Consider the following 21,427-nt stretch of genomic DNA (forward strand, 5'->3'; position numbering starts at 1 on the left):
AATAAAATGGGGGCTATTGGTAAGTAGCGTTTATTTTCTGTATTCTACTATTTGCTATATGATTAGTTTAATTTTCAAAATCATTATATAGATTAATTTATTTTTTCCATTGAACCATTTCACCATTATGTAATTTTAAAATTATTTCAGCAAAATCATCATCAACCGTATAAAAATAACACTCTGGCACATTAAGCACTTTAGCAAACGCGCACATCATCTCAAATGTTGGGCGATGTATACCGCTTTCATATTGGGATATGCGTGATCGTGCAGTGGCTTCTTCAATGCCAGCCAGTACGCCTAGCTTTTCTTGAGTGAGATTGGCTTGTAAACGAGCGGTTTTAAGGCGAATGGGCAGCATAATGGCACCATCAATAAGAATATTGATAGCATGTTTAGCACTACTTTACATGAGGGTTGCTTAGACTTCCTGAACAATAGAGAGGGGGACTTATTTGCATTCATCAGGAATGGCGCTGATGTTTAAGGTAAAGCTCCAGAATCATGTCAGCAAAATCATCGTTTACCGTGTAAAAGTAACATTCCGGCACATTAAGCACCTTTGCAAATGCGCACATCATTTCAAACGTTGGACGATGTATCCCACCTTCATACTGAGACACGCGGGAACGTGCAGTTTCTTCCTCGATGCCAGCAAGAACTCCCAGTTTTTCCTGAGTGAGATCTGCCCGTAGTCGGGCGGTTTTGAGACGAGCAGGCAGCATTCATTACACCATCAATGATCATAGATTGACTTAGTGTTTAGCATTACTTAACATCGTGGTTGTTTAGACTCTCTGAACAAATGATGTTTAATGTGAGGCTACAGAATAAGGATCATGGTGATGATTGATAAGGACTGGCACCCGGCTGATATCATCGCCGGGTTAAGAAAGCGAGGAACAACACTGGCGGCGGTTTCGCGTAACGCGGGGTTAGCGTCTTCCACGCTGGCAAATGCGCTAACAAGACACTGGCCTAAAGGGGAAAAGCTGATTGCGGAAGCGCTGGGTGTTTCGCCTGCGGAAATCTGGCCTTCCCGTTACCGCAAGTCAGAAAATCGTTAAAGTAAAACAGGATCTCCCGAACCGTTATCGGCCTGGGTCGGTAACGGTTCGGGAGAAGGCAAGCGAAGCGCGGCAGTTTACTTTTATCGATAAATTTCTCAGTGAGTCGCGATAGTGAGTGTCACTATTATTGATTCCATCATTTTCGTCTTTTATTCGCCTCATGAGATTGCCTCATTAGTTCGCCTCAGGTATGAGCCGATGTGATGCGCCGACAGCGTGAGGCGAATGCGGTGGCAGCAATGCAGTCATGTGCCGGAAAATACATTTCCCGGCACAAAACGGCGTGCGCCAGTTCATGCGGGCTGGACGCCCTTATTGCCTGGCACATGGGGGTAATGTCGTGGCTGGACGCCACGCCAAAACCCCCAAGGTCAACGGCGGCACACCGTCGCGCGCTACGCGCGACCAACCCCTTTAAGACGCGCGTTTTAGCCTGTTATTTCTTTTCCTCGCTGGCTCGATGCGAAATAACGGGAAACGCCGCTTTAAATGGGTTGGTCGCGCCACGCTACCGGCTGGTGGCCGGAGACTTAGCGGCGACGGTGTGCGGGGCAAGCCCCCCACAAAAACCGGCGCGTGGGCGCGCCTATTTGCTCGCTGGGGCGGCAAATTTTTTGCGGCTCCCCCCGGTCTGCAAAAGCCGCGTGGGCGCGGCTGTTTGCAGATGGGTTCGGCGACGCAAATTAGCCATTTCTGCGAAACGGAATTTACTCGCCTCACGCCACTTTTTAATTTCTGCTGTTCGCATCCATTAAAAAGCCATACAAGCGCGGCCTGTCATATCGTTTGTCCCTGTAAACACGGGCAATTGCGATGGTGAAAAATCCGCTGTTGTATCAGGGATGTTCGGTGCTCGCTCTGCTGCGCTCCGCCTCAGCCCTGATGCAACAGCGGCGTAAAGAAACAATATAAGCCGACTCTTTTCGATCAGAAGCGGCTTATTCCATCGGTGCATCCGTCTGACTCAGGCAACCTTAATCGACTTCTCAAAGCGATAAGCCGGGATGAACTGATGCTGGCAGGCATCAAGATAATCCGACCACCATTGCATCATCTGCGTGCGTTCGTCGAGGTGCTCCGCCTTGTGAATATAGGCGGCGCGAACGTGGTTGCGCTCCTGATGGCTCATCTGCCGCTCCACGGCATCTTTTGACCATCGACCTGATTCAATCAACGCGCTACATGCTATCGTGCGGAAGCCATGTCCGCAGATGTCCGCCTGCGTGTCGTACCCCATCGTTCGCAGCGCTTTGTTGATAGTGTTCTCACTCATTGGTTTACGCGCATCGTGATCGCCCGGAAAGAGCAAATCCCCGTTGCCGGATAGTAGTTTTAGCTGCTTCAGTACCGTTACCGCCTGTTTTGACAGCGGCACCAGATGCGGCGTTTTCATTTTTGCACCACGCTCTGAGTGACGCACACCCGTAATGGGCTCCCGCTGTGCGGGAAGTGTCCACATGGCGTTATCCAGATCGATTTCCGTCCAACGGGCAAAACGTAATTCGCTGGAACGGATAAAGATCAGCAAATTAAGCTGTACCGCCAATCTTGTCAGCAGTCTGCCGGAATAGCCTTCGATTCTTTCCAGCAGTTCCGGCAACCTTTCTAACGGCAGGGCAGGGTAATGGTTTTTCGGCGGTGTGGTGATAGCACCGCAGAGGTCATTGGCCGGATTGCTGGCAATCAGTCCTTCCTGTACGGCGTAACGCATGATGACCGTCGTGCGTTGCTGTATCCGTGCAGCCGTTTCCAGACAGCCCTTTTTCTCCGCTACCCGCAGCGGGATCAGCAAGTCGGCGGTTTTCAGGTCGGTAAGGGGGGTCTTACCGATCAGCGGGAAAACGTGTAATTCCAGTGAACGAAGGACTTTGGCGGCGTGTGCCTCAGTCCAGCGAATGTTCGCGGCCACCCACTGACGGGAGACGGTCTCAAAGGTATTGCCGTTTTTTCTCGCCTGCTTGTCCTGCTGTTTTTTTACTCCGGGATCGGCACCCGCGCAGAGTACCGCACGGGCTTCCTCACGCAGTTTACGGGCGGTTGCCAGCGAGGCAGTCGGGTAAGCGCCAAACGCCAGTTTCTTCTCCTTTCCGCCGAAGCGGTACTTAAGATGCCAGAGCTTGGAACCGTTAGGTTTAATCAGCAGGTATAGACCTTGCGCGTCACTGAGTTTGTAAGGTTTATCGAGCGGTTTGGCGTTGCGGATGGCGGTATCAGTCAGGGGCATGGTGGGGGCTCCGTAGTTTATCGAACCGACAGACCCCCAATTAAGCCCCCAAAAACTACGGATGTCAAAAAATCTGGCAGTACCTTTATGTACTCCAGATTCTTATCAACTTACTGATTTTTCTATGTTCCCGGACGTATAGGAACGTCCCAAAACAAAAATATGGTGCCCGGACTCGGAATCGAACCAAGGACACGGGGATTTTCAATCCCCTGCTCTACCGACTGAGCTATCCGGGCAACGGGGCGCATTAAACCGTATATCGCGATGAGCGTCAACGAGTTTCTGTCACAATCGCTGCGGTTGGTCTATTTTCAGCCAGTCGCCCCTGTTCGTCATTGATTTGACGAGCGGGGTGGGGCGCAGGCAAGCCTGATGGCAGGCGGTAATGCACCGATAAATACTGTCACATTCGTTTTCTTGAATTCGGTGAAAAATAATGCCACTATTGCGCGGTTTTTAGCTTACCTTTCACCTGCGGTTATTTAGAGGATTGCGGATATGTCAGATTCAACGCCCATGGTACAGACACCGTGCGCCGGATCTCCGCTGTTGTTGCCGCACCTTGAACGCACTGCGTTAACCCCATCCCTGTTTTTCCGATTATCCCTTACCACCATGCGGTGAGGCGTGCTGACGCCCACTGTTAGGCATGACTAAAAATAGAGCCGTTCGGTCTCTGATTTTACTGATGTCTATCGGACGGTGCTGGTCCCAGATGATGCGTATTTCTCTGTGCCGTTGGCGCGGGTCATACATTTGTCGCGGTTAGCTGGCATGCTGTTTGTCGTTTTGGGCAGTAGTTGATGGGGTACGTTACGCTTAATACGTAGCGTTATCTCTGCGCGGTGTCTTTCAGGCACGTACACTCATTCTTGACCGTTTGGGTTTGGGTACATGAAACAGTTAAAAATTGCGGCTAATGCGGCGGTTGCCTCCCGTCTAATCACCTTGCGTCCGATTGTGGCGCTCAGTCAGACCGATTTTACCGATATCGCGGCCGTCGTGGTGTCGGTTGAGGAGGCGCGCAGCGGCATCCTGTCGGTGATGCATCACTCCGGTTTCGGTATTCCGGCATTCGTGGTGCGTGAGCCGTGGCACACCGGTGAAGAACAGCTGCCACCGGGCAGCGAGTGGCTGAGTCTGGATAAAGCCGGGGAACACGCGCTGCAACTGGAAAAAGTGGCTGCGGAGTATCAGGCTCGTTTGTTGCCGCCGTTTTTCGACACGCTGTCTAAATATGTTGGCATGCGTAATACCACGTTTGCCTGCCCAGGACATCAGGGCGGGTCATTTTTCCGCAAGCATCCGGCAGGCCGTCAGTTTTTCGAATTTTATGGCGAAAACATGTTCCGCTCCGACATCTGCAACGCGGATGTGAAACTGGGCGACTTGTTGATCCATGAAGGTGCCGCTAAAAAAGCGCAGAAATTTGCCGCCACCGTATTCAATGCCGATAAAACCTACTTTGTGCTGAACGGGACGTCGGCGGCGAATAAAGTGGTGACCAACGCGTTGCTGACACGCGGCGATCTGGTGCTGTTTGATCGTAATAACCACAAATCCAACCATCATGGTGCGCTGATTCAGGCGGGGGCGACGCCAATTTATCTGGAAACGGCCCGTAACCCCTTTGGTTTTATCGGTGGGGTGGACGCGCATTGTTTTGATGAAGGCTATCTGCGCGAGCTTATTCGCGAAGCCGCCCCGGACCGTGCTGATGAAGCCAGGCCGTTCCGGCTGGCGGTGATTCAACTGGGCACCTACGACGGCACTATCTATAACGCCCGCCAGGTGGTGGATAGCATCGGTCACCTGTGTGACTACATTTTGTTTGACTCTGCCTGGGTGGGGTATGAACAGTTCATCCCGATGATGGAGCAGTGCTCGCCACTGTTGCTGGATTTAAACGAGAACGACCCGGGGATTTTTGTCACTCAGTCGGTGCATAAACAGCAGGCCGGTTTCTCACAAACGTCGCAAATCCACAAGAAAGATAACCATATTCGTGGGCAAAAACGCTTTTGTCCGCATAAGCGTCTGAATAACGCCTTCATGCTACATGCCTCCACCAGCCCGTTTTACCCGCTGTTTGCGGCGCTGGATGTGAACGCCAAAATGCACGAAGGGCCGAGCGGTCGTCGGTTGTGGATGGAATGCGTCAGGCTGGGGATTGAAGCGCGTAAGCAACTGCTGGAGCACTGTTCGCTTATCAAACCGTTTGTGCCGCCGATAGTGGGCGGGAAACGCTGGCAGGATCACGACACCGATGTGATGGCACAAGACGTGCGTTTCTTTAACTTCGAGCCGGGCGACAGCTGGCATGCTTTTGAAGGCTACGCGCCGCAACAGTATTTTGTTGACCCGTGTAAGCTGTTGCTGACTACGCCAGGCATTGACGCGGCAACGGGTGCCTATACCCCATTTGGTATTCCGGCGACGATTCTCGCCAACTACCTGCGTGAGCACGGCATCATTCCAGAGAAATGCGATCTGAACTCGATTTTGTTCTTGCTTACGCCAGCAGAAGACCGTGCGAAGATGGAGCGTCTGGTGGCGGCGTTGGTGCAGTTTGAGCAACTGATCGAGCAGGATGCGCCGTTAAGCGAAGTCTTGCCGAGTCTGTATCGCAAGCATGAACAGCGTTATGCCGGTTATACGTTGCGGCAGTTGTGTCAGGAAATGCACGATTTTTACGCCAGCCATGACGTGAAACGGCTGCAAAAAGAGATGTTCCGTAAAGCCTCTTTCCCACAGGCGGTGGTATTACCGCAGGACGCGCATACCGCGTATATCCGTGGCGAGGTGGATTTAGTGCCGTTAGCTGAGGCTGAGGGGCGAATTGCCGCTGAAGGCGCGTTGCCTTACCCGCCGGGTGTGTTGTGCGTGGTGCCGGGGGAAGAGTGGGGTGGTGCGGTGCTGCACTATTTCCAGGCTCTCGAAGCCGGTATTAACCTGATGCCAGGCTTTGCGCCGGAACTACAAGGCGTTTACAGTGTGGCGCAGGAAGACGGTAGCAAACGTCTGTGCGCGAATGTGATTGCCCGCTAACTTCATCATCATTCTTGCCGCATTATGGATCGACATAATGCGGCAATCCTTGCTCTGCCTTCAGGCACATCCGCCACTCTTTAAATCCCTTCTTGCTATTGATGTTCTCCAATTTATTCCTTTGTCAGACCGAGCTTAATGGATCACTGTCTCACTATGATGCTCCAGTGGATGGTCATTTGACCGTATGTCCACATTAATGTACTCCCCAGTATGTTCGACTCTGGGTCGTGATATTCGAAACAAAGGGAAACATGATGCCATTAGTAATGATGAAACAAGAAACGGCTATTAAACACTTTGAACCAGTCAAGGATACCAATGACATGGTTGAGGCGGTAAAGAGTGATCGAGAACTTCGAATTAGTATGGCTATCGAGCAACATAAAACACGGCCGGAATCAACGGAATTGAATACCACGTTGTTTATTCGTCAGCGGACTTTTGATCAACTGGTGAATGGTACCTATTGTGCGGAACAGGCGGCACCGGTTGGTGGCGTCCCAGACCAGATAGAGCGGTATATTGCCAACAAAGATATTATTGCGAAAGTGAGTACGCGCAAAGGTATCGATGGTTATACCGTTGAAGAGGATTTGGTCGGTGTTGCAGCTGGTAATGCAACTTTTAAATGTCGATATGAAAATGGTGCCTGGATTATGTGGCACTATGACAACTAAATCTGTTTGTTGCGCGTAAAAAGTGAAGCCCCGGCAAACTGTCGGGGCTTCTTATTTATACTACTACTGACGCTTTACCCTGCCGTTTTCTCATGCTCTGCTTTCAGGCGATTGGCGTCTTCTTTTTGTTTGCGCAACCCATACCAGCCCGCGATAAGCAGGACAGCCAGTACCGGAATCGTAGCGATAGTCCAGGTGCCGTTAGGGTAGTCCAGCGCCATCAGCACCAGTACGCTGAGCAAGAAGGCCAGCGTCAGCCAGGAGGAAAACGGCGCCAGCGGCATACGGAAAGAGACCGGCTTGGCTTTGCCCTGATGAATGGCCTGACGTAGCTTCATCTGACAAATAATGATGAATGCCCAGGAACTGATAATACCGAGCGAAGCCACATTCAGTACGATTTCAAATACCTGCGACGGCACAATATAGTTCAGAAATACCCCGATCACATGGATACAGACGGTAACCAGAATCCCGGCATAAGGTACTGACTGCGCGTTCATGTTGCCAAGGAATTTTGGTGCTGAACCGCCCTGAGACAACGAACGCAGGATACGGCCGGTAGAATACAGTCCGGAGTTAAGGCTGGAGAGCGCCGCCGAGAGCACCACGATATTCATGATAGTGCCGATATAAGGAACGCCCAGTTTGCTAAAGAAGGTAACGAACGGGCTTTGTCCGGCCTGATAGGCGTTCCACGGCAGCAGGCAAACCAGCAGGATGACAGAGCCGACGTAAAACAGGCCGATACGCCAGATAACACTGTTGACCGCTTTGGGCAGTGTCTTCTCCGGGTCTTTACACTCGCCTGCGGCGGTACCGATAAGCTCTACTCCGGCAAACGCGAAGATAACCCCTTGTATCAGCACTAATGCTGGTAGCAGACCATGCGGAAACAGACCGCCGTTATCGGTTATCAGGTGCAACCCCGGTATGTTGCCATCCAACGTTTTGCCCGTGCCGAGAAAAATTGTGCCCACGATCAGGAACAGGGAAATCGCCGCCACTTTGATCAACGCGAACCAAAATTCCATCTCGGCGAACCATTTCACGCCAATCATGTTCATGGTAGTGACGATAGCCAGTGCACCGAGCGCGAACATCCATTGGGGAATATCGGCAAAAGTACCCCAATAGTGCATGTAAAGCGCAACAGCGGTGATATCGACGATACCTGTCATCGCCCAGTTGAGGAAGTACATCCAGCCGGCGACATAAGAGGCTTTTTCGCCCAAAAACTCGCGTGCGTAGGAAACAAAGCTACCGCTGGAAGGACGGTGTACGATCAATTCACCCAGTGCCCGCAGAATGAAAAACGAGAAAATACCGCACGTCAGGTACACCAACGCCAGTGCCGGGCCAGCCATCTGTAATCGCGCGCCTGCGCCGAGAAATAAGCCGGTACCAATCGAACCACCGATAGCGATCATCTGCACCTGACGGTTACCCATGCTTTTGTGGTAACCCGCTTCGTGTGACTCGAGCCAACGCCGTTTGGCGTGGTGCTCGGCCTCATTGTTATGTTGATTCATTGCCCGTTTGATTCCTTGTCTGTCATTCAGGAGCATGAAGTTAGCTGTTGTGTCACAGCCTGGTTCATCGTGTGGCTTGCTTTTCATCATACGAATAGCGTTTTTGCTTCTGCGGTGCAGGGGAGCTAAAAACGCCAGCGATGCTACCGTTTCCTGACCGGAGAGGCAAAAACTCTCTGCGTTGATTCCTTCACTTTGTTTTGCTTGTATGCTTCATTTTTCACCTTTATTAAGTGATTAATTGGTTAAATGCTGTTTTCTTAGTCGTTAAGTCTATTAATTGGCTTTTTAGATAGTGTTTGCTTATGACTGTAACCAATCGTTTGCAATGGTCATTTGTTAATCATTGCTAATGATGTGACGCAGAAATGGCGGTGGAGGCGACAAAAAATAGCGGGGGTTGGGAAGCAAGCGGTGTCCTGAACGGACACCGCTTGTTGCGGCGAAATATCAGCGGCTATAACCGCGATAGTTTTTCTGCGCCGTATTAACTTTGTACAGATAATGGCGTGATTCAGCAGACGGATGGCGTGTCGTCAGGGTCTGGTAGACCTGGCTGGGCGACATAGTATTGATAATGCCAAACGCCGTGTCTTTATCGCTGGAGAAGACCCGTAATACGCTGCCCGCGCCGCCGTTATAGGCAGTGATCATGGCGTAGCGTTGTGAAGTCGGATCCTGAATACCAGACAGGTAGACGTTTTTCAGCATCGCCAGATAGGCCGTACCGGTATCAATGTTGTTCTCCGGGTCAAACAGGTAGCTGCGGCTTGGCTGGCCCCATTTCCCTCTCATTTTGAATACATCGCGTCCGGCGCTGTGTTGTACCACCTGCATTAGCCCCAGTGCGTCAGAGCGGCTAACCGCATACGGGTTGAAACTGGATTCTGTTTGCATGATGGCGAGAATCAGTGAGGCGTCGATGCCATAGCGTTCGGAAGCCTGACGCACCATCGGCAGGTATTTGTGCGCACGTTTATCCAGGTGGTTCGGCACCAGTTGAATGGTGACTGACCAGATGACCTTCATACCGGATGTACGGCGTTGCAACTTGTTCTGCAGCAGATAATCAGCAAAATTGCCCGCGCGGCCTTCCCAGCGAATCGGCTGGCCGGTGTTGTCCAGCACCTGACCGTACAGCAGGGGTTCACGGCTTATCTGGATATCGTTGGCATCGGAATAAAGGTCGGTATTGCTGGCGTTATCCCCCATCAACAGGGTGGTGATAATCGCCTGACGCAGACTGGCCAGATAGTTGGTTGAAGAAATGGTTTCGATGGTGATGGTACCGGCGTCGAAGTTGACGTGACTACGCGTCATATATTGATCAGAGTATTTGACGTAGTCTTTGGGGCCGGCGATCAGAACCTCGTTCAATCCCCAGATGTTTTCGATGTTATTGGCGAATTGCCCCATCAAAATGTCGAAGGCGTTGGTGTCTTTAATAAACGCCTCGTTGTTCTCACCTCCTTTTTTGCTGGAGCAGGAGATCAACAACGGGGCGACAAGCAGCAAAGCAAGCAGTTTCTTCATTGTATCTAGCCGTACGAGATCAGGAATGCATCAGGGCCTGGCGGCCCTTGTCATTTAGTGTTGCGGCGGGGTGTAACCGTCGATATGCACGTCCTTGCCTTCAAACAGGAACTGCACCATCTCTTGTTCCAGCAGCTTGCGGTGTTCCACATTCATCATGTTGAGTTTTTTCTCGTTGATAAGCATGGTCTGCTTGGCTTGCCAATGTGCCCAGGCTTCTTTCGAAATGTTGTTATAAATGCGTTTACCCAATTCACCGGGGTAAAGCTGGAAGTCGAGCCCTTCGGCGTCACGTTGTAAAAAAGTACAAAAAATGGTTCTGCTCATGCTTATTCCTCATCATGTGCACAGGCTTCAGCGAAGACCGATTGCGGCTGAGCCAACTGGCGTAACAACCGTTCTACCGGGGCGGCAAGCCCTACGGATGGCGGGTGCGCTAAGTTATACCAAAGACCGGCACCTTCATCCATGCAGGAACCTGTGTCGGAGACCTCCAGCCACATCGGTACGATATCCAGGTGGAAATGGCTGAAGGTATGACGAAAAGCAATGCCCTGACGCAGCCCTTGTGGGGGGATGCCGCGCTGACTGAGCCATTGCACCAATTCATCTTTCGTGGTGAATTGCGGAAAACAGTACAGGCCGCCCCACAGGCCGACCGCCGGACGTTGCTCCAGCCAAACGGTCTGTGCCTGTTGCATCAGCAAGAACCAGGCGTTTCTTTCCGGTAATGTCTGCTTGGGTTTTTTGCCAGGGTATTCGGCCCAGTTGTGGTTAGCGTAAGCGACACAACCGTTACTGAGCGGGCAGAGTTCGCATTTGGGGCGGCTGCGGGTGCAGACCATGGCTCCCAAATCCATCATCGCCTGATTAAATTTTTCGACACCAAGCGCCGGGGTGACGGTTTCGCTCAACGTCCACAACTGCTTCTCGACCTCTTTTTTCCCCGGCCAGCCAGTGACGGCGTAGCAACGCGCCAACACCCGTTTGACATTGCCATCCAGAATCGGATAGTGCTGACCGAGTGACAGCGAGAGAATAGCACCCGCGGTGGAGCGGCCCACGCCGGGCAGGTCGACGATGTCATCGAATCGGGTAGGGAAGTCGCCGCCGTGGCGCTCGACGATCGTTTGCGCCGCCTTGTGCAGGTTGCGGGCGCGGGCATAGTAGCCAAGCCCGGTCCACAGGTGCAGTACATCATCTAATGGCGCCGCTGCCAGTTCCCGCACCGTAGGAAAGCGCGCCATAAACCGTTCGAAATAGGGAATGACGGTGGTGACCTGGGTCTGCTGTAGCATCACTTCTGACAGCCAGACTTTATACGGGGTTTTCTCGAGTTGCCAGGGTAAGGTTTTACGTCCGTAGCGCTCGTACCACTCCAGCACCTGTTGCGCGAACTGTTGCGCTTGCATCATAGAGGCGTCGTTATCCGGCAGGTAAAAATTTGACAGCGATTGCAGCACAGAGTGAATGTACTGTAAACCGGAACTTTCCGCCTCCGCCTACTTGCTAAACAACCGTATCCTTGGATAATGCGCGTTTTCCCAACCCAATCAGACTTACAGAACGCATTATGATCAATAACGTCATATCTCCGGAATTCGATGAAAACGGGCGTCCACTGCGCAGAATCCGCAGTTTTGTGCGCCGCCAGGGCCGCCTGACCAAAGGACAGCAACAGGCGCTGGATGATTTTTGGCCGGTGATGGGCGTGGAATATCAGAATGAGCCGCTGGATTTCACCCAGTTATTTGGGCGTGAGGCGCCAGTGGTGTTGGAGATTGGTTTTGGGATGGGGGCATCGCTGGTGACGATGGCGCAGCAGCACCCGGAACAGAATTTTATCGGTATCGAAGTGCATGTCCCCGGTGTGGGCGCTTGTCTGGGGGCCGCTCAGGAAGCGGGCGTCGACAACCTACGGGTGATGTGCCACGACGCGGTAGAAGTGCTGGAGCGAATGATTCCCGATGGCTCGCTTGCCATGGTGCAACTGTTTTTCCCTGACCCGTGGCACAAAGCGCGCCATAACAAACGTCGCATTGTACAAGCACCGTTCGCCGAGCTGGTGCTACGGAAATTGGCGGTTGGCGGGGTGTTCCATATGGCGACCGACTGGGAACCTTATGCGCAACATATGCTCGAAGTGATGAGTACGGTCGCAGGTTACCGCAATCTGTCTGATCATAATGATTATGTACCGCGTCCGGCTTCACGGCCGTTGACTAAATTTGAGGCCCGCGGCCAACGGCTGGGGCATGGCGTCTGGGATCTGATGTTTGAGAGGAATCAATAATGGCTAAGAATCGGAGTCGTCGTTTACGCAAGAAACTGCATATCGATGAGTTTCAGGAGTTTGGTTTTTCGGTTAGCTGGCGTTTTGCGCAAGGAACCAGTGTGGAAGAGATTGATCGCACGCTGGATCTGTTTGTTGATGAGGTGATCGAGCCAAACGGCCTGGCGTTTGAAGGCAGCGGCTATCTGCAATGGGAAGGTCTGGTGTGCCTGCAACAGCTGGGTAACTGCACCGATGAACAGCGTGAACTGGTGCGTAACTGGCTGGAGTCACATCAGTTGACGGAGGTAACGGTCAGCGATTTGTTCGACATCTGGTGGGATCTGCCCGCTCACCTCGGTTAAATCGCGCGTTTTTTGTCACCACTGCTGTCATCATCGGTGAAGTACGCCGGTGATGGCTGTGGTGAAAGCCTTTGCCGCCGGGTGTTGCGGCTGGTGTTTGACGCCGTTTTTTCAGGAGTTTTTATGCTGCGTAAAATGACCTTGGGAGCATTGATGTTACTGGCCTGGCAAGCGCAGGCAGCCTATCAATGCCATGTTCAACCACAAGACGACATCATTATCAGCCCACAGAGTGTGAGCGTGGTCGGTGCCAGCGGTAATCTGCAAATTTCACCGCAAGGGGATGTATTGAGCAACGGCAGCGCGCTGAACCTCAATAGTGCACAGCGTCAGCAGGCTCAGTCGTATCAGGCTGAATTGCGCCAGCAACTGCCGTGGATTGACGAAGGGGCACGCCAACACCTGGAGAAAGCGCGTCAGGCATTAGACAAGGTGATTGTGCAACAGCTCGGCAGCGACAGTAATGTGCGTAACCGGCTGGGGTCATTGGATGAGCAGCTAAAACAGCAGATGAACCGGATTATCGAGCATCGCAGCGATGGTCTGGCTTTCCATCATCAGGCGATTAAGCGGGCTGAGCAGGACGGACAGCAGATTGTCGAGCGGACAATGGGTGGGGTCTTGCAAGATAGCCTCAATGAAATGGGCGTCAAACAACTGGGCAGCAGCGGCGGTAATCCGTTGCAGGCGATGATGGGGAATCTGGGTGGTCTGCAGCAAGCCATTCAAACTGAGTGGAAAACGCAGGAATCAGATTTTCAGCGTTTTGGTCACGATGTTTGCAATCGGGTGACGGCACTGGAAAATCAACGCCAGACGCTATTGAAGTCAATTAAATAACCTTTACTTCCATAAGGGCGAATGCATTATTCTGTGTTCGCCTTTTTCTTTTTATCATGTACATGCCTCTTCACACTCCTGCCGTGATTTACATTTATTAAACTTCCCCATTTCCTTATTCACGTTATTGTTTCTTGATTTTTCTATTTATTCTCATTTTGTTTCTGTTTTATTTTCTTTCACGAAATTGAAAATGAAATGGCTTGTTTTGTTCATTTTTATTGTGTAAGAATATTATTAAGAGGCGCAAGTTTTCGTTATGACTTGATGTCATCCTGTAAAAATAAATTCATGGTCACCGGGTTACGGGTTGATACGCTAATGGGTGGGATTGAAACCCAACGTATCTGAAACCTGAAGTGTGGCACATGAAGTATGCAGGAGTATGCTGGATTATAACAGCTATAGGGCGTTTCTGAATCAATGGAATGTATTAAATGGAATGTATTACCGAATAAGGATGACGGTCGATGATGGCAAGGTATGCCCCAATAGGCGGTATTTTCACCACGATGATGATGACGTATGAACATTTTTTGTTCAACAAAATTCATCAACTTTCTTTTTTAGTGACGACATCTCATACCTATCTCCCAATGCGCCATAAAGCATAAAGGAAATAATGAGCAGGGTGTCACTCCCCACACAGCAAATAAAACGTCCCGTACTGCTTGATTATCGGATCTCCCGATCCGTGCGTTGAGATTTTATTATTTTTTTCATTGCCAGGATGTGTCATATGTGCATGACGTTTCAGACGTTAGGGGCTTCTCATGCCCCAAAAACGGATTTTTTTCATCACATCTGTCGGGTTGTCATCGATAACATTCGCGTTAAGAGCGTTCGCGTTAAGAGAGGATCGCTCGCGATAGTGTTATTGATGCTGAACATTGGGGGCGCGTTTTCCCCCAGTTATGCCACGACCGCTGATGATTTTCGCACACCGGAATATCTGCGCAACGGTGCCGCGCTCGATTCTATCCACGCGGCTGATGCGTATGCGCTGGGGTACAGCGGTGCCGGGGTCACCGTTGGCATTATTAACCGCGTCGGGGATTTATCCAGTAATGATGAGTTCAATGGCAAGGTGGACTCAGGTTCACACTGGATTAGCGACCCTAGCAGTGCCAGCCCGCACGGTTATTGGGTTGCCGGGGTGATTGGCGCTGCCCGTAATGGGGTTGGGGTTCAAGGCATTGCCTATGATTCGAACCTGTTAACGCTGGGAACGGATAATTCCATTGGGGATTTATTGCAGGGCATGGTGGACATGACCAACCGCTCGGATGTGAAAATCATCAGCAACAGCTGGGGGTTTTTGTTCTATCCCGACCAGATCTCCTCTTACTCGGCTGCCATGCAGGACTTGCTGCTCAATACGGTGGTCCCCGCTTATGTCAGCGCAGGGAATGTGCTGGCCAGTCAGGGGCAGTTAATGGTGATGTCCGCCGGTAACGAAGGACATCTGACGCCGACACTGTTTTCCGCGCTGCCGACGGTGTTGGATAACAATGGTCTTCAGGACAATATCGCCAATACCTGGATTAACGTCATGGCCTATGATCCCTCTCAGCCGACCAGCAGCGCCGCGTTTATTGCCACATTCAGCAACCTGGCTCAGGGGGCGACCGATTATAGTCTGCTGGCACCTGGCGTTAATATCATCACACCCTCCACCAATAACACCTATTTTCGGGTTAGCGGCACCTCCTTCGCTTCACCTTATGTGGCGGGGGTCGGTGCACTGGTCAGCCAGGCGTTTCCCTATATGAGTGGCAAGCAGATTGCTGATGTGCTGTTGTCGACTGCGACGCCACTAACGGGTGATGCGTTGCCGAAAGCGGTGGTACTGGCGAATGAACAGTATGACGAGAATCAGTCGCTCACCGGTACGGCTATCAAAGTGTATTCCACCCATACCGGTATTACCTTCACCGATGATGAACTGACCACACTAATAAGCTCATTGAAAATTAAAAGCCCCTATAACGGTATGACGGATGATCAGGTGCGTGCAGCAATTTTGAGCGCGGCTGCCGACCAGAATATTACCGTGATGTCACAGAGTGCCTATCAGGCGCTATTCGGGCAAGGGGTCGTCAATGCGTTTAAAGCGGTACAAGGCCCCGGTTTACTGAACGCGAAACGTCTGGTGGACAGCGATCTCAGTAGCGGTACGTTTGGTGGGAATTTTGCCCTGTACTCTATTGATACCAAAGGTATTGATAGCACCTGGAGTAACGACATCGGCCAGGTGAAAAATACCACCAGTGGAAGTGCGTTGCTTGGGCTGGATGTCGGCCTGCGTAAGCAGGGTGCCGGTACGCTATATCTGACAGGGAATGACACCTTTGCCGGTCCGACGGTAGTAGAAGGTGGCAAGCTGATTGTCGGTAAGGTAGCCGGTGATGCCGGACATCTGGCCGGTGACGCCTGGGTATTATCCGGCGCGATACTCGGTGGGCATGGCACTATCAACGGCTCTGTCGTGGTACAGAATGGCGGTACATTATCACCGGGCAATTCAATCGGCACACTCACGGTGGGCAATGTACGCTTTGATCCCGGCTCCATTTATCTGGTGGAGATCGATCAACAAGGTCATGCTGATCAGCTGGTGGTGACGAATACTGCCCAGTTGGCCGGGACGGTTAAGCTGGTTGGGCAAGCCCCCGCCCATCTGGGGGAGCAGTTCACGCTGGTGAAGGCTGGCACCTTGACCGGTGCATTTGATGCACTGGAGTCGACGAACAATTCGCTGTTTTTGACCAATGCATTGACCTATAACGCGCAAAGTGCGCTGGTCAGTGTGGTGCGTAACAGTGTGCGTTTTAGCGATGTGGCGCAAACCGCGAATCAGAGTGCGATAGCTAACGCCATCGATAACCAAGCGGGTACAGCGGTATTGAACGCAATTGCCGATCTACCGGATGCCGACAGCGCCCGACGTGCGTTTGATAATCTGAACGGTGAGTTTTATGCCACGGCACGCAATGCGCTGATTCACAACAGTCAGTCGGTTAGAGAGATTCTGAACAATACCATGATCAGTGCAGGAAAAGGCGCGGAACCCTGGGTCAGTAGCTGGGGGTATGACGGTCGTCAGGATAACGACGGCGTGCAGGCCGGAATCAAATACGATGGTTACGGCGTGTTGCTTGGCAATGGTACCCCGGTTGGCGAACAAGGAGCGTTGGGGGTTGCCGTTGGTGCGGAAAAAGGGCAAATCACGATGGATTCTCGTGCATCCCGAGGTGATCTGAACGCTTTGCATGCCGGTGTGTATTTGTCTGGTCGGGCACTGGCGCTCGATCTGCGCTCTGGCCTGAGTTACAGCCATATCACGCTCGATAGCCAGCGCGGTATTACAGTCTCCGGTCTGGATGGGCAGGCAACCGGTGACTATCACGCCAATCTGGCTCAGGGGTTTGTGGAAGCCAGTCACCGCTTTGACGTCTTTGATAGCGTCAGTATAGAGCCCTATGGCAATACCGCCTGGGTCTGGCTGCAAAATCAGGCAGGGCAGGAGAGCGGTAGCAGTGCGGCGTTGGCGTTTGATAAGGAGACCAGCCGTAGCGCCTTTGCAACCGGCGGTTTGCGCCTGAAAGTCCGGCCGTTATCACGCCTGCCAGTATCATTGTATGGGGATATCGGCTATCAGCATCGTTTAAGTCACGATGACAATCAGGTTCGTTTACGCTTTGTTTCCGGTGGCGATACCTTTACCACACAAGGGCTGCCGCTGGCGGATAACACGCGTCTGATGCGGGCAGGGGTGGCGGTGGATTTTTCCCGTAATATGCATTTGTCACTGGGGTATCAAGGCGATCGCGCTACTCGCATGAAAGATGACAGTGCTCAGGCGCTATTTAGTATGGCGTTCTGACTGAACGGTACGGTGGGAACTGCGCCTTCCTGGGAAGGCGCAGTGTATTATCAACGTGCACTATACCATCATGGAGCACTACACCATCATGGAGCACTACACCATTATGGAGCAGTACACCATCACGGTGCGGGAATGGTAAAGCGGCGGTGGATAGCTTCCAGTTCCGTCAGGATCTCTTCACTGAGCGTCAGGCTCAGGCTATCCAGGTTGGTTTTTAACTGTTCCAGCGTTGTCGCGCCAAGCAGGGTGCTGGCGACAAACGGTTGCTGGCGCACAAACGCCAACGCCATTTGCGCCGGGTCCAGACCGTGCTTGTTTGCCAGTGCCACATATTCGGCGATGGCTTGCTGGGTATGCGGTGCCGAGTAGCGAACAAAACGACTAAACAACGTATTACGTGCGCCTGCCGGTTTAGCGCCGTTGAGGTATTTCCCCGTCAAGGTGCCGAATGCCAGCGGCGAGTAGGCCAGCAGTTCCACGCCTTCATGCTGGCTGACTTCAGCCAGACCGACCTCGAAGCTGCGGTTCAGCAGACTATAGGGGTTCTGAATAGAGACGATACGCGGCAACTCATGTTTTTCCGCCAGTTGCAAATAGCGCATCACCCCCCATGGGGTTTCGTTCGATACACCGATATAGCGGATTTTCCCCGCCCGTACCTGTTCGTTTAGCGCTTCCAGGGTTTCCAGTAACGTGACGGCCGGTTTTTCCTGGGTGTACTGGTAATTGAGCTTGCCGAAGCTGTTGGTCTGACGCTGCGGCCAGTGTAGCTGATACAAGTCGATATAATCGGTGTTCAGGCGTTTGAGACTGTCGTCCAGCGCGGCGCGGATATTCTTGCGATCCAGCGCCTGCTGCGGGCGTAAGCTACTGTCATTGAGACGCGCCGGTCCTGAGACTTTGCTAGCGATGATCAGCTTTTCACGCCCACCGCGGCTTTTCAGCCAGGAACCGATGTAGCTCTCCGTGAGTCCCTGCGTTTCCGGCCGTGGTGGAACCGGGTACATTTCTGCGGTATCAATCAGGTTAACGCCGGCGGCAACCGCAAAATCCAACTGGGCATGGGCGTCTGCTTCGCTATTTTGCTCGCCGAAGGTCATGGTACCCAAACCGAGTGTACTGACTTCCAAACTGCTGTGGGGAATACGGTGATAGAGCATTGCGGTTTCCTTTTTATTCTTCTGAGTAACGCGGGTGCGACGGCACCGCAATTTTGACTATAACTAAGCTGTGACGAGGGGGGAAGACCCTTTGTGCGGTCAGACTACGCATTGATCAGGGCAAAAACGACGTCCCCCTGACTATGGGGGCTGCAACGAAGGCGGTTTGGGCCGTATCCCTCAAACCGCCCTGAATAACCGATTAGCGTTCCATTATCTGAGAAACACCGTCGTTGTTGACCTGGTGTTGTACGCCATCTTCATCAGTATAACTGAGCAGTCCGGTTGCGGGATCCAGCACGGGTTTCCCTTTGGTCAACAGCATTTGACCGTCTTTCGTGGCGATAACATAGTGGCTGGCACAGCCGGAGAGTAGGACCACAAAAGTCAGGGCAATGGCGGTTGTTATCCGAGATCGCATGCTGAATTTACCTATTGTTTAGCAAAAAAATTGAATATTTTTTCAGTCTAGCAAAGCGCTGTTCGGATGAGGTTAGGATTTATGGTAAAAAAATTAAAAAGATACGTAAGGATAAGCGGGGAAACGGTGAATACACCGCTTCCCGCCAGAGAATTACTGTTTTTTGACGGATTTCTTACCGCGCATCAGGTTCAGCGCTTCCACCGACATGGAGAAGAACATGGCGAAATAGATGTAGCCTTTCGGCACATGAATCGCGACGCTTTCCAGAATCAGTGTAAAGCCCACCAGAATCAGGAATGACAACGCCAGCATTTTCACCGAGGGGTGACGGTCGACGAACTCACCGATAGGACGTGCGGAAAACATCATGACACCGACGGCAATCACCACGGCAGCCATCATGATAAACAGGTGGTCAGACAGGCCAACGGCGGTGATCACGGAATCCAGGCTGAAGATGATATCCAGCAGCATAATTTGCACGATGGCACCGAAGAACGAATGTACCTGTGATGTATGATCTTCCGAGCCGCCCTCGATCGTTTCGTGAATTTCTTTGCTGGATTTCCAGATAAGGAACAGACCACCGAGGAACAAGATCAGGTCGCGGGCCGAAACGGCTTGTCCGAATACGCTAAACAGCGGATTGGTCAGCCTGATAACCCAGGCGATGGACGCCAGCAGGCAGAGCCGCATCAGCATGGCGCAGAGTAAACCGATACGTCGGGCTTTATTCTGTTGATGTTTAGGCAGTTTGGCGACGACCAGTGACAAAAAGATGATGTTGTCGATACCAAGGACGATTTCTAATATGGTGAGGGTCCCTAGCGCCAGCCAGGCATTAGGGTCTGCGATCCAATCGAACATTATCTCAGTGCATCCTTAAACGAAATGTAAATGACTATTATCTCCGGCCTGATGCCGCACAGGCAAGCGGATTTATCGCCGCTTTCTTTTCAGGCGACGGTTCCGGCAAGTCGGGTATCCGGTGATAGCGCGATACGGTAGGCAGAGACGTCTGGTATACGGCCGCGTTGGGGTATTACAACAGAAAATGGCGGGCCAGTAGCGGGGTGGTAAAGGTTTTCTTCAGATAAAAACCGCGTGGTAGCGTCATAATCGGTTGCCCGTGTTCGCCAATCGCCTCCGTCAGTGCCCGGCTATTGGCGGCTTTGGGGCGCAATTGCAACACCTCGCCGTGACGGGCGGTAATACTTTCCACCTTGCCCAGCACAATCAAATCCATCAATTCTTCCCAATCCTGACGTAATTGTTGTTCTTCTTCAGGACTGGGGCTCCACAACAGCGGCGCACCGATACGGCGTTCACCCAGCGGAATGGGACGTGAACCTTCCACCGGAATCCACAGTACTCTGGCCAATTTATGGCGCACATGGCTACTTTCCCAGGTGACGCCACTGTTGCCAGTGAGCGGCGCTACGCAGACAAAGGTAGTTTCCAGCGGGCGTCCTTGTTCATCTACCGGGATGGTTTTTAATTCAATCCCGATATCAGGGAAATCCTGCTCGGGTTTGCTACCGGCGCTGGCACCCAGAAAACGTTCCAGCAAGACGCCTATCCAGCCTTTGTCGCGTTTCAGGTCGGCAGGCAACGGTAATTGGGCGATACGGGCCAGTTCCGCCAGTGAGTAACCGGCCAGCGCTTGTGCCCGTAGCAACAGTGTGTGTTCGCTGTCCGGCGGTACCTGATGGGGCGTAGGTGTCTGCATGGATCGAGTATCCGTTACTGATAACAGGGTTGATTAAAAAAAGTACAGCTATAACGGGGGATAACGTCAGGCATTCAGCTATTCAGATGAAAAATAATAATAGCATGATTCTTTTATGATTTTTCTCCGGTTCCCCACAATGAAAAACATACTGCCGGTTTTTGTTCATGACAAGACACCGGCAATGAACAGGATTTTACACTATGTTATCCACAGATTTCTTGGATAACCGGGATAACTCAGGATTACTGTTTTGATTTACAGCCTTGACGGGCGGTGCTTTTGCTGGTTTTGCTGATTTTTTGGCTGGTTTTCCCTCTTCGCCTGTGGATAAAACCGGCATAGTGCGATCTTTCGCCATTCTGAAAACCGGATTTGCACCGGGTGGTGGTGAGAAGTGGATTGAACGGGGAAAAGCAGGTTAATTCGTTGAAAGGGAATGGCAATTTAGCGGGGTAGATCACGCTCACATAAAAGCTGATATGAGTTTTGCTCACTTTTTCATGATGTTCTTCACAAAGATGTCCACAGAAAAAGTGAATAAACCGACGGAATTGCCATGCGAATGTTTATAACTTCGATCCTATCTGTGGGTTACCGATGTGTTATCTAAAATCTCGTGGGAATGGCAAGGCTGCGACCCGAGCCAACGACA

At 51.8% G+C, this 21,427-nt stretch carries 19 protein-coding genes and 1 tRNA gene; 7 read left to right on the forward strand and 13 right to left on the reverse strand.

Annotation, left to right across the window (positions count from 1 at the left end; all coding sequences use genetic code 11):
* Nucleotides 1–97: 97 nt before the first annotated feature.
* Together DD586_RS04385 and DD586_RS21210 are read right to left on the reverse strand one after the other, a co-directional pair.
* Nucleotides 98–364 carry a helix-turn-helix domain-containing protein gene (locus tag DD586_RS04385; RefSeq protein ID WP_012883608.1) on the reverse strand — a complete coding sequence of 89 codons (267 nt, stop codon included), beginning with the start codon at nucleotides 362–364 and terminating at the stop codon, nucleotides 98–100.
* 103 nt (nucleotides 365–467) lie between these two features.
* On the reverse strand, nucleotides 468–728 hold the full coding sequence (locus DD586_RS21210) for a helix-turn-helix domain-containing protein (RefSeq protein WP_012883609.1): 261 nt from the start codon (nucleotides 726–728) through the stop codon (nucleotides 468–470).
* A gap of 120 nt (nucleotides 729–848) precedes the next feature.
* Between DD586_RS21210 and DD586_RS04395 the strand changes: the two genes are divergently transcribed.
* Nucleotides 849–1,070, forward strand: a complete 222-nt coding sequence (locus tag DD586_RS04395; protein WP_012883610.1) for a helix-turn-helix domain-containing protein — start codon at nucleotides 849–851, stop codon at nucleotides 1,068–1,070.
* Nucleotides 1,071–2,037: 967 nt separating this feature from the next.
* On the opposite strand, the gene DD586_RS04400 is transcribed toward DD586_RS04395, so the two are convergent.
* Nucleotides 2,038–3,297 (reverse strand): tyrosine-type recombinase/integrase, encoded by a 1,260-nt coding sequence (locus DD586_RS04400; RefSeq protein WP_012883612.1) that lies wholly within the window; start codon nucleotides 3,295–3,297, stop codon nucleotides 2,038–2,040.
* 163 nt (nucleotides 3,298–3,460) lie between these two features.
* A tRNA-Phe gene (locus tag DD586_RS04405) sits at nucleotides 3,461–3,536 on the reverse strand.
* 658 nt (nucleotides 3,537–4,194) lie between these two features.
* On the opposite strand from DD586_RS04405, the gene DD586_RS04410 reads away from it, so the two are divergent.
* Both DD586_RS04410 and DD586_RS04415 read left to right on the forward strand, forming a co-directional pair.
* Nucleotides 4,195–6,348, forward strand: a complete 2,154-nt coding sequence (locus tag DD586_RS04410) for an ornithine decarboxylase (RefSeq protein WP_012883613.1) — start codon at nucleotides 4,195–4,197, stop codon at nucleotides 6,346–6,348.
* Nucleotides 6,349–6,617: 269 nt separating this feature from the next.
* Nucleotides 6,618–7,028, forward strand: a complete 411-nt coding sequence (locus tag DD586_RS04415) for a hypothetical protein (protein WP_041164291.1) — start codon at nucleotides 6,618–6,620, stop codon at nucleotides 7,026–7,028.
* A gap of 74 nt (nucleotides 7,029–7,102) precedes the next feature.
* Here DD586_RS04415 and ansP read toward each other — a convergent pair whose 3' ends face one another.
* From ansP to mutY, 4 genes are all read right to left on the reverse strand, one after another.
* Nucleotides 7,103–8,560 carry an L-asparagine permease gene (ansP, locus tag DD586_RS04420; protein ID WP_012883615.1) on the reverse strand — a complete coding sequence of 486 codons (1,458 nt, stop codon included), beginning with the start codon at nucleotides 8,558–8,560 and terminating at the stop codon, nucleotides 7,103–7,105.
* Nucleotides 8,561–9,010: 450 nt separating this feature from the next.
* A complete protein-coding gene (gene mltC / locus DD586_RS04425) occupies nucleotides 9,011–10,093 on the reverse strand; it encodes a membrane-bound lytic murein transglycosylase MltC (RefSeq protein ID WP_012883616.1) in 1,083 nt (360 codons plus the stop codon).
* Nucleotides 10,094–10,147: 54 nt separating this feature from the next.
* Complete coding sequence (locus DD586_RS04430) at nucleotides 10,148–10,420, reverse strand: oxidative damage protection protein (RefSeq protein ID WP_012883617.1); 273 nt, start codon at nucleotides 10,418–10,420, stop codon at nucleotides 10,148–10,150.
* Nucleotides 10,421–10,422: 2 nt separating this feature from the next.
* The gene (gene mutY / locus DD586_RS04435) at nucleotides 10,423–11,508 is read right to left on the reverse strand and encodes an A/G-specific adenine glycosylase (protein ID WP_041164790.1); all 1,086 of its coding nucleotides are present in this window, start codon (nucleotides 11,506–11,508) and stop codon (nucleotides 10,423–10,425) included.
* 158 nt (nucleotides 11,509–11,666) lie between these two features.
* Between mutY and trmB the strand changes: the two genes are divergently transcribed.
* The 4 genes from trmB (at nucleotide 11,667) to DD586_RS04455 (ending at nucleotide 17,456) form a co-directional block, all read left to right on the forward strand.
* Entirely contained in the window at nucleotides 11,667–12,386 is a 720-nt protein-coding gene (gene trmB, locus DD586_RS04440) for a tRNA (guanosine(46)-N7)-methyltransferase TrmB (protein WP_012883619.1), read from the forward strand.
* On the forward strand, nucleotides 12,386–12,730 hold the full coding sequence (locus tag DD586_RS04445) for a YggL family protein (RefSeq protein ID WP_012883620.1): 345 nt from the start codon (nucleotides 12,386–12,388) through the stop codon (nucleotides 12,728–12,730). The genes trmB and DD586_RS04445 overlap by 1 nt, the downstream gene beginning before the upstream one ends.
* A 123-nt stretch (nucleotides 12,731–12,853) precedes the next feature.
* Nucleotides 12,854–13,570: a YggN family protein gene (locus DD586_RS04450; RefSeq protein WP_012883621.1), complete on the forward strand. Its 717-nt coding sequence runs from the start codon at nucleotides 12,854–12,856 to the stop codon at nucleotides 13,568–13,570.
* Nucleotides 13,571–14,450: 880 nt separating this feature from the next.
* Complete coding sequence (locus tag DD586_RS04455) at nucleotides 14,451–17,456, forward strand: autotransporter serine protease (protein ID WP_228669747.1); 3,006 nt, start codon at nucleotides 14,451–14,453, stop codon at nucleotides 17,454–17,456.
* A 122-nt stretch (nucleotides 17,457–17,578) separates the two neighbouring features.
* Here the strand turns inward: DD586_RS04455 and DD586_RS04460 are convergent, their stop codons facing one another.
* The 5 genes from DD586_RS04460 to DD586_RS21950 all read right to left on the reverse strand — a co-directional run bounded on the left by DD586_RS04460 (nucleotide 17,579) and on the right by DD586_RS21950 (nucleotide 21,133).
* Nucleotides 17,579–18,619: an NADP(H)-dependent aldo-keto reductase gene (locus tag DD586_RS04460; RefSeq protein ID WP_012883624.1), complete on the reverse strand. Its 1,041-nt coding sequence runs from the start codon at nucleotides 18,617–18,619 to the stop codon at nucleotides 17,579–17,581.
* Nucleotides 18,620–18,821: 202 nt separating this feature from the next.
* On the reverse strand, nucleotides 18,822–19,040 hold the full coding sequence (locus DD586_RS04465) for a YgdI/YgdR family lipoprotein (RefSeq protein WP_012883625.1): 219 nt from the start codon (nucleotides 19,038–19,040) through the stop codon (nucleotides 18,822–18,824).
* Between the two features lie 153 nt (nucleotides 19,041–19,193).
* Nucleotides 19,194–19,910 (reverse strand): TerC family protein, encoded by a 717-nt coding sequence (locus DD586_RS04470; RefSeq protein WP_012883626.1) that lies wholly within the window; start codon nucleotides 19,908–19,910, stop codon nucleotides 19,194–19,196.
* 175 nt (nucleotides 19,911–20,085) lie between these two features.
* Nucleotides 20,086–20,772 (reverse strand): DNA mismatch repair endonuclease MutH, encoded by a 687-nt coding sequence (mutH, locus tag DD586_RS04475; protein ID WP_012883627.1) that lies wholly within the window; start codon nucleotides 20,770–20,772, stop codon nucleotides 20,086–20,088.
* Nucleotides 20,773–20,968: 196 nt separating this feature from the next.
* Nucleotides 20,969–21,133: a hypothetical protein gene (locus tag DD586_RS21950; protein ID WP_157668883.1), complete on the reverse strand. Its 165-nt coding sequence runs from the start codon at nucleotides 21,131–21,133 to the stop codon at nucleotides 20,969–20,971.
* Between the last annotated feature and the right edge of the window lie 294 nt (nucleotides 21,134–21,427).

Source organism: Dickeya parazeae Ech586, assembly GCF_000025065.1.
GTDB classification, from domain to species: Bacteria; Pseudomonadota; Gammaproteobacteria; order Enterobacterales; family Enterobacteriaceae; genus Dickeya; species Dickeya zeae.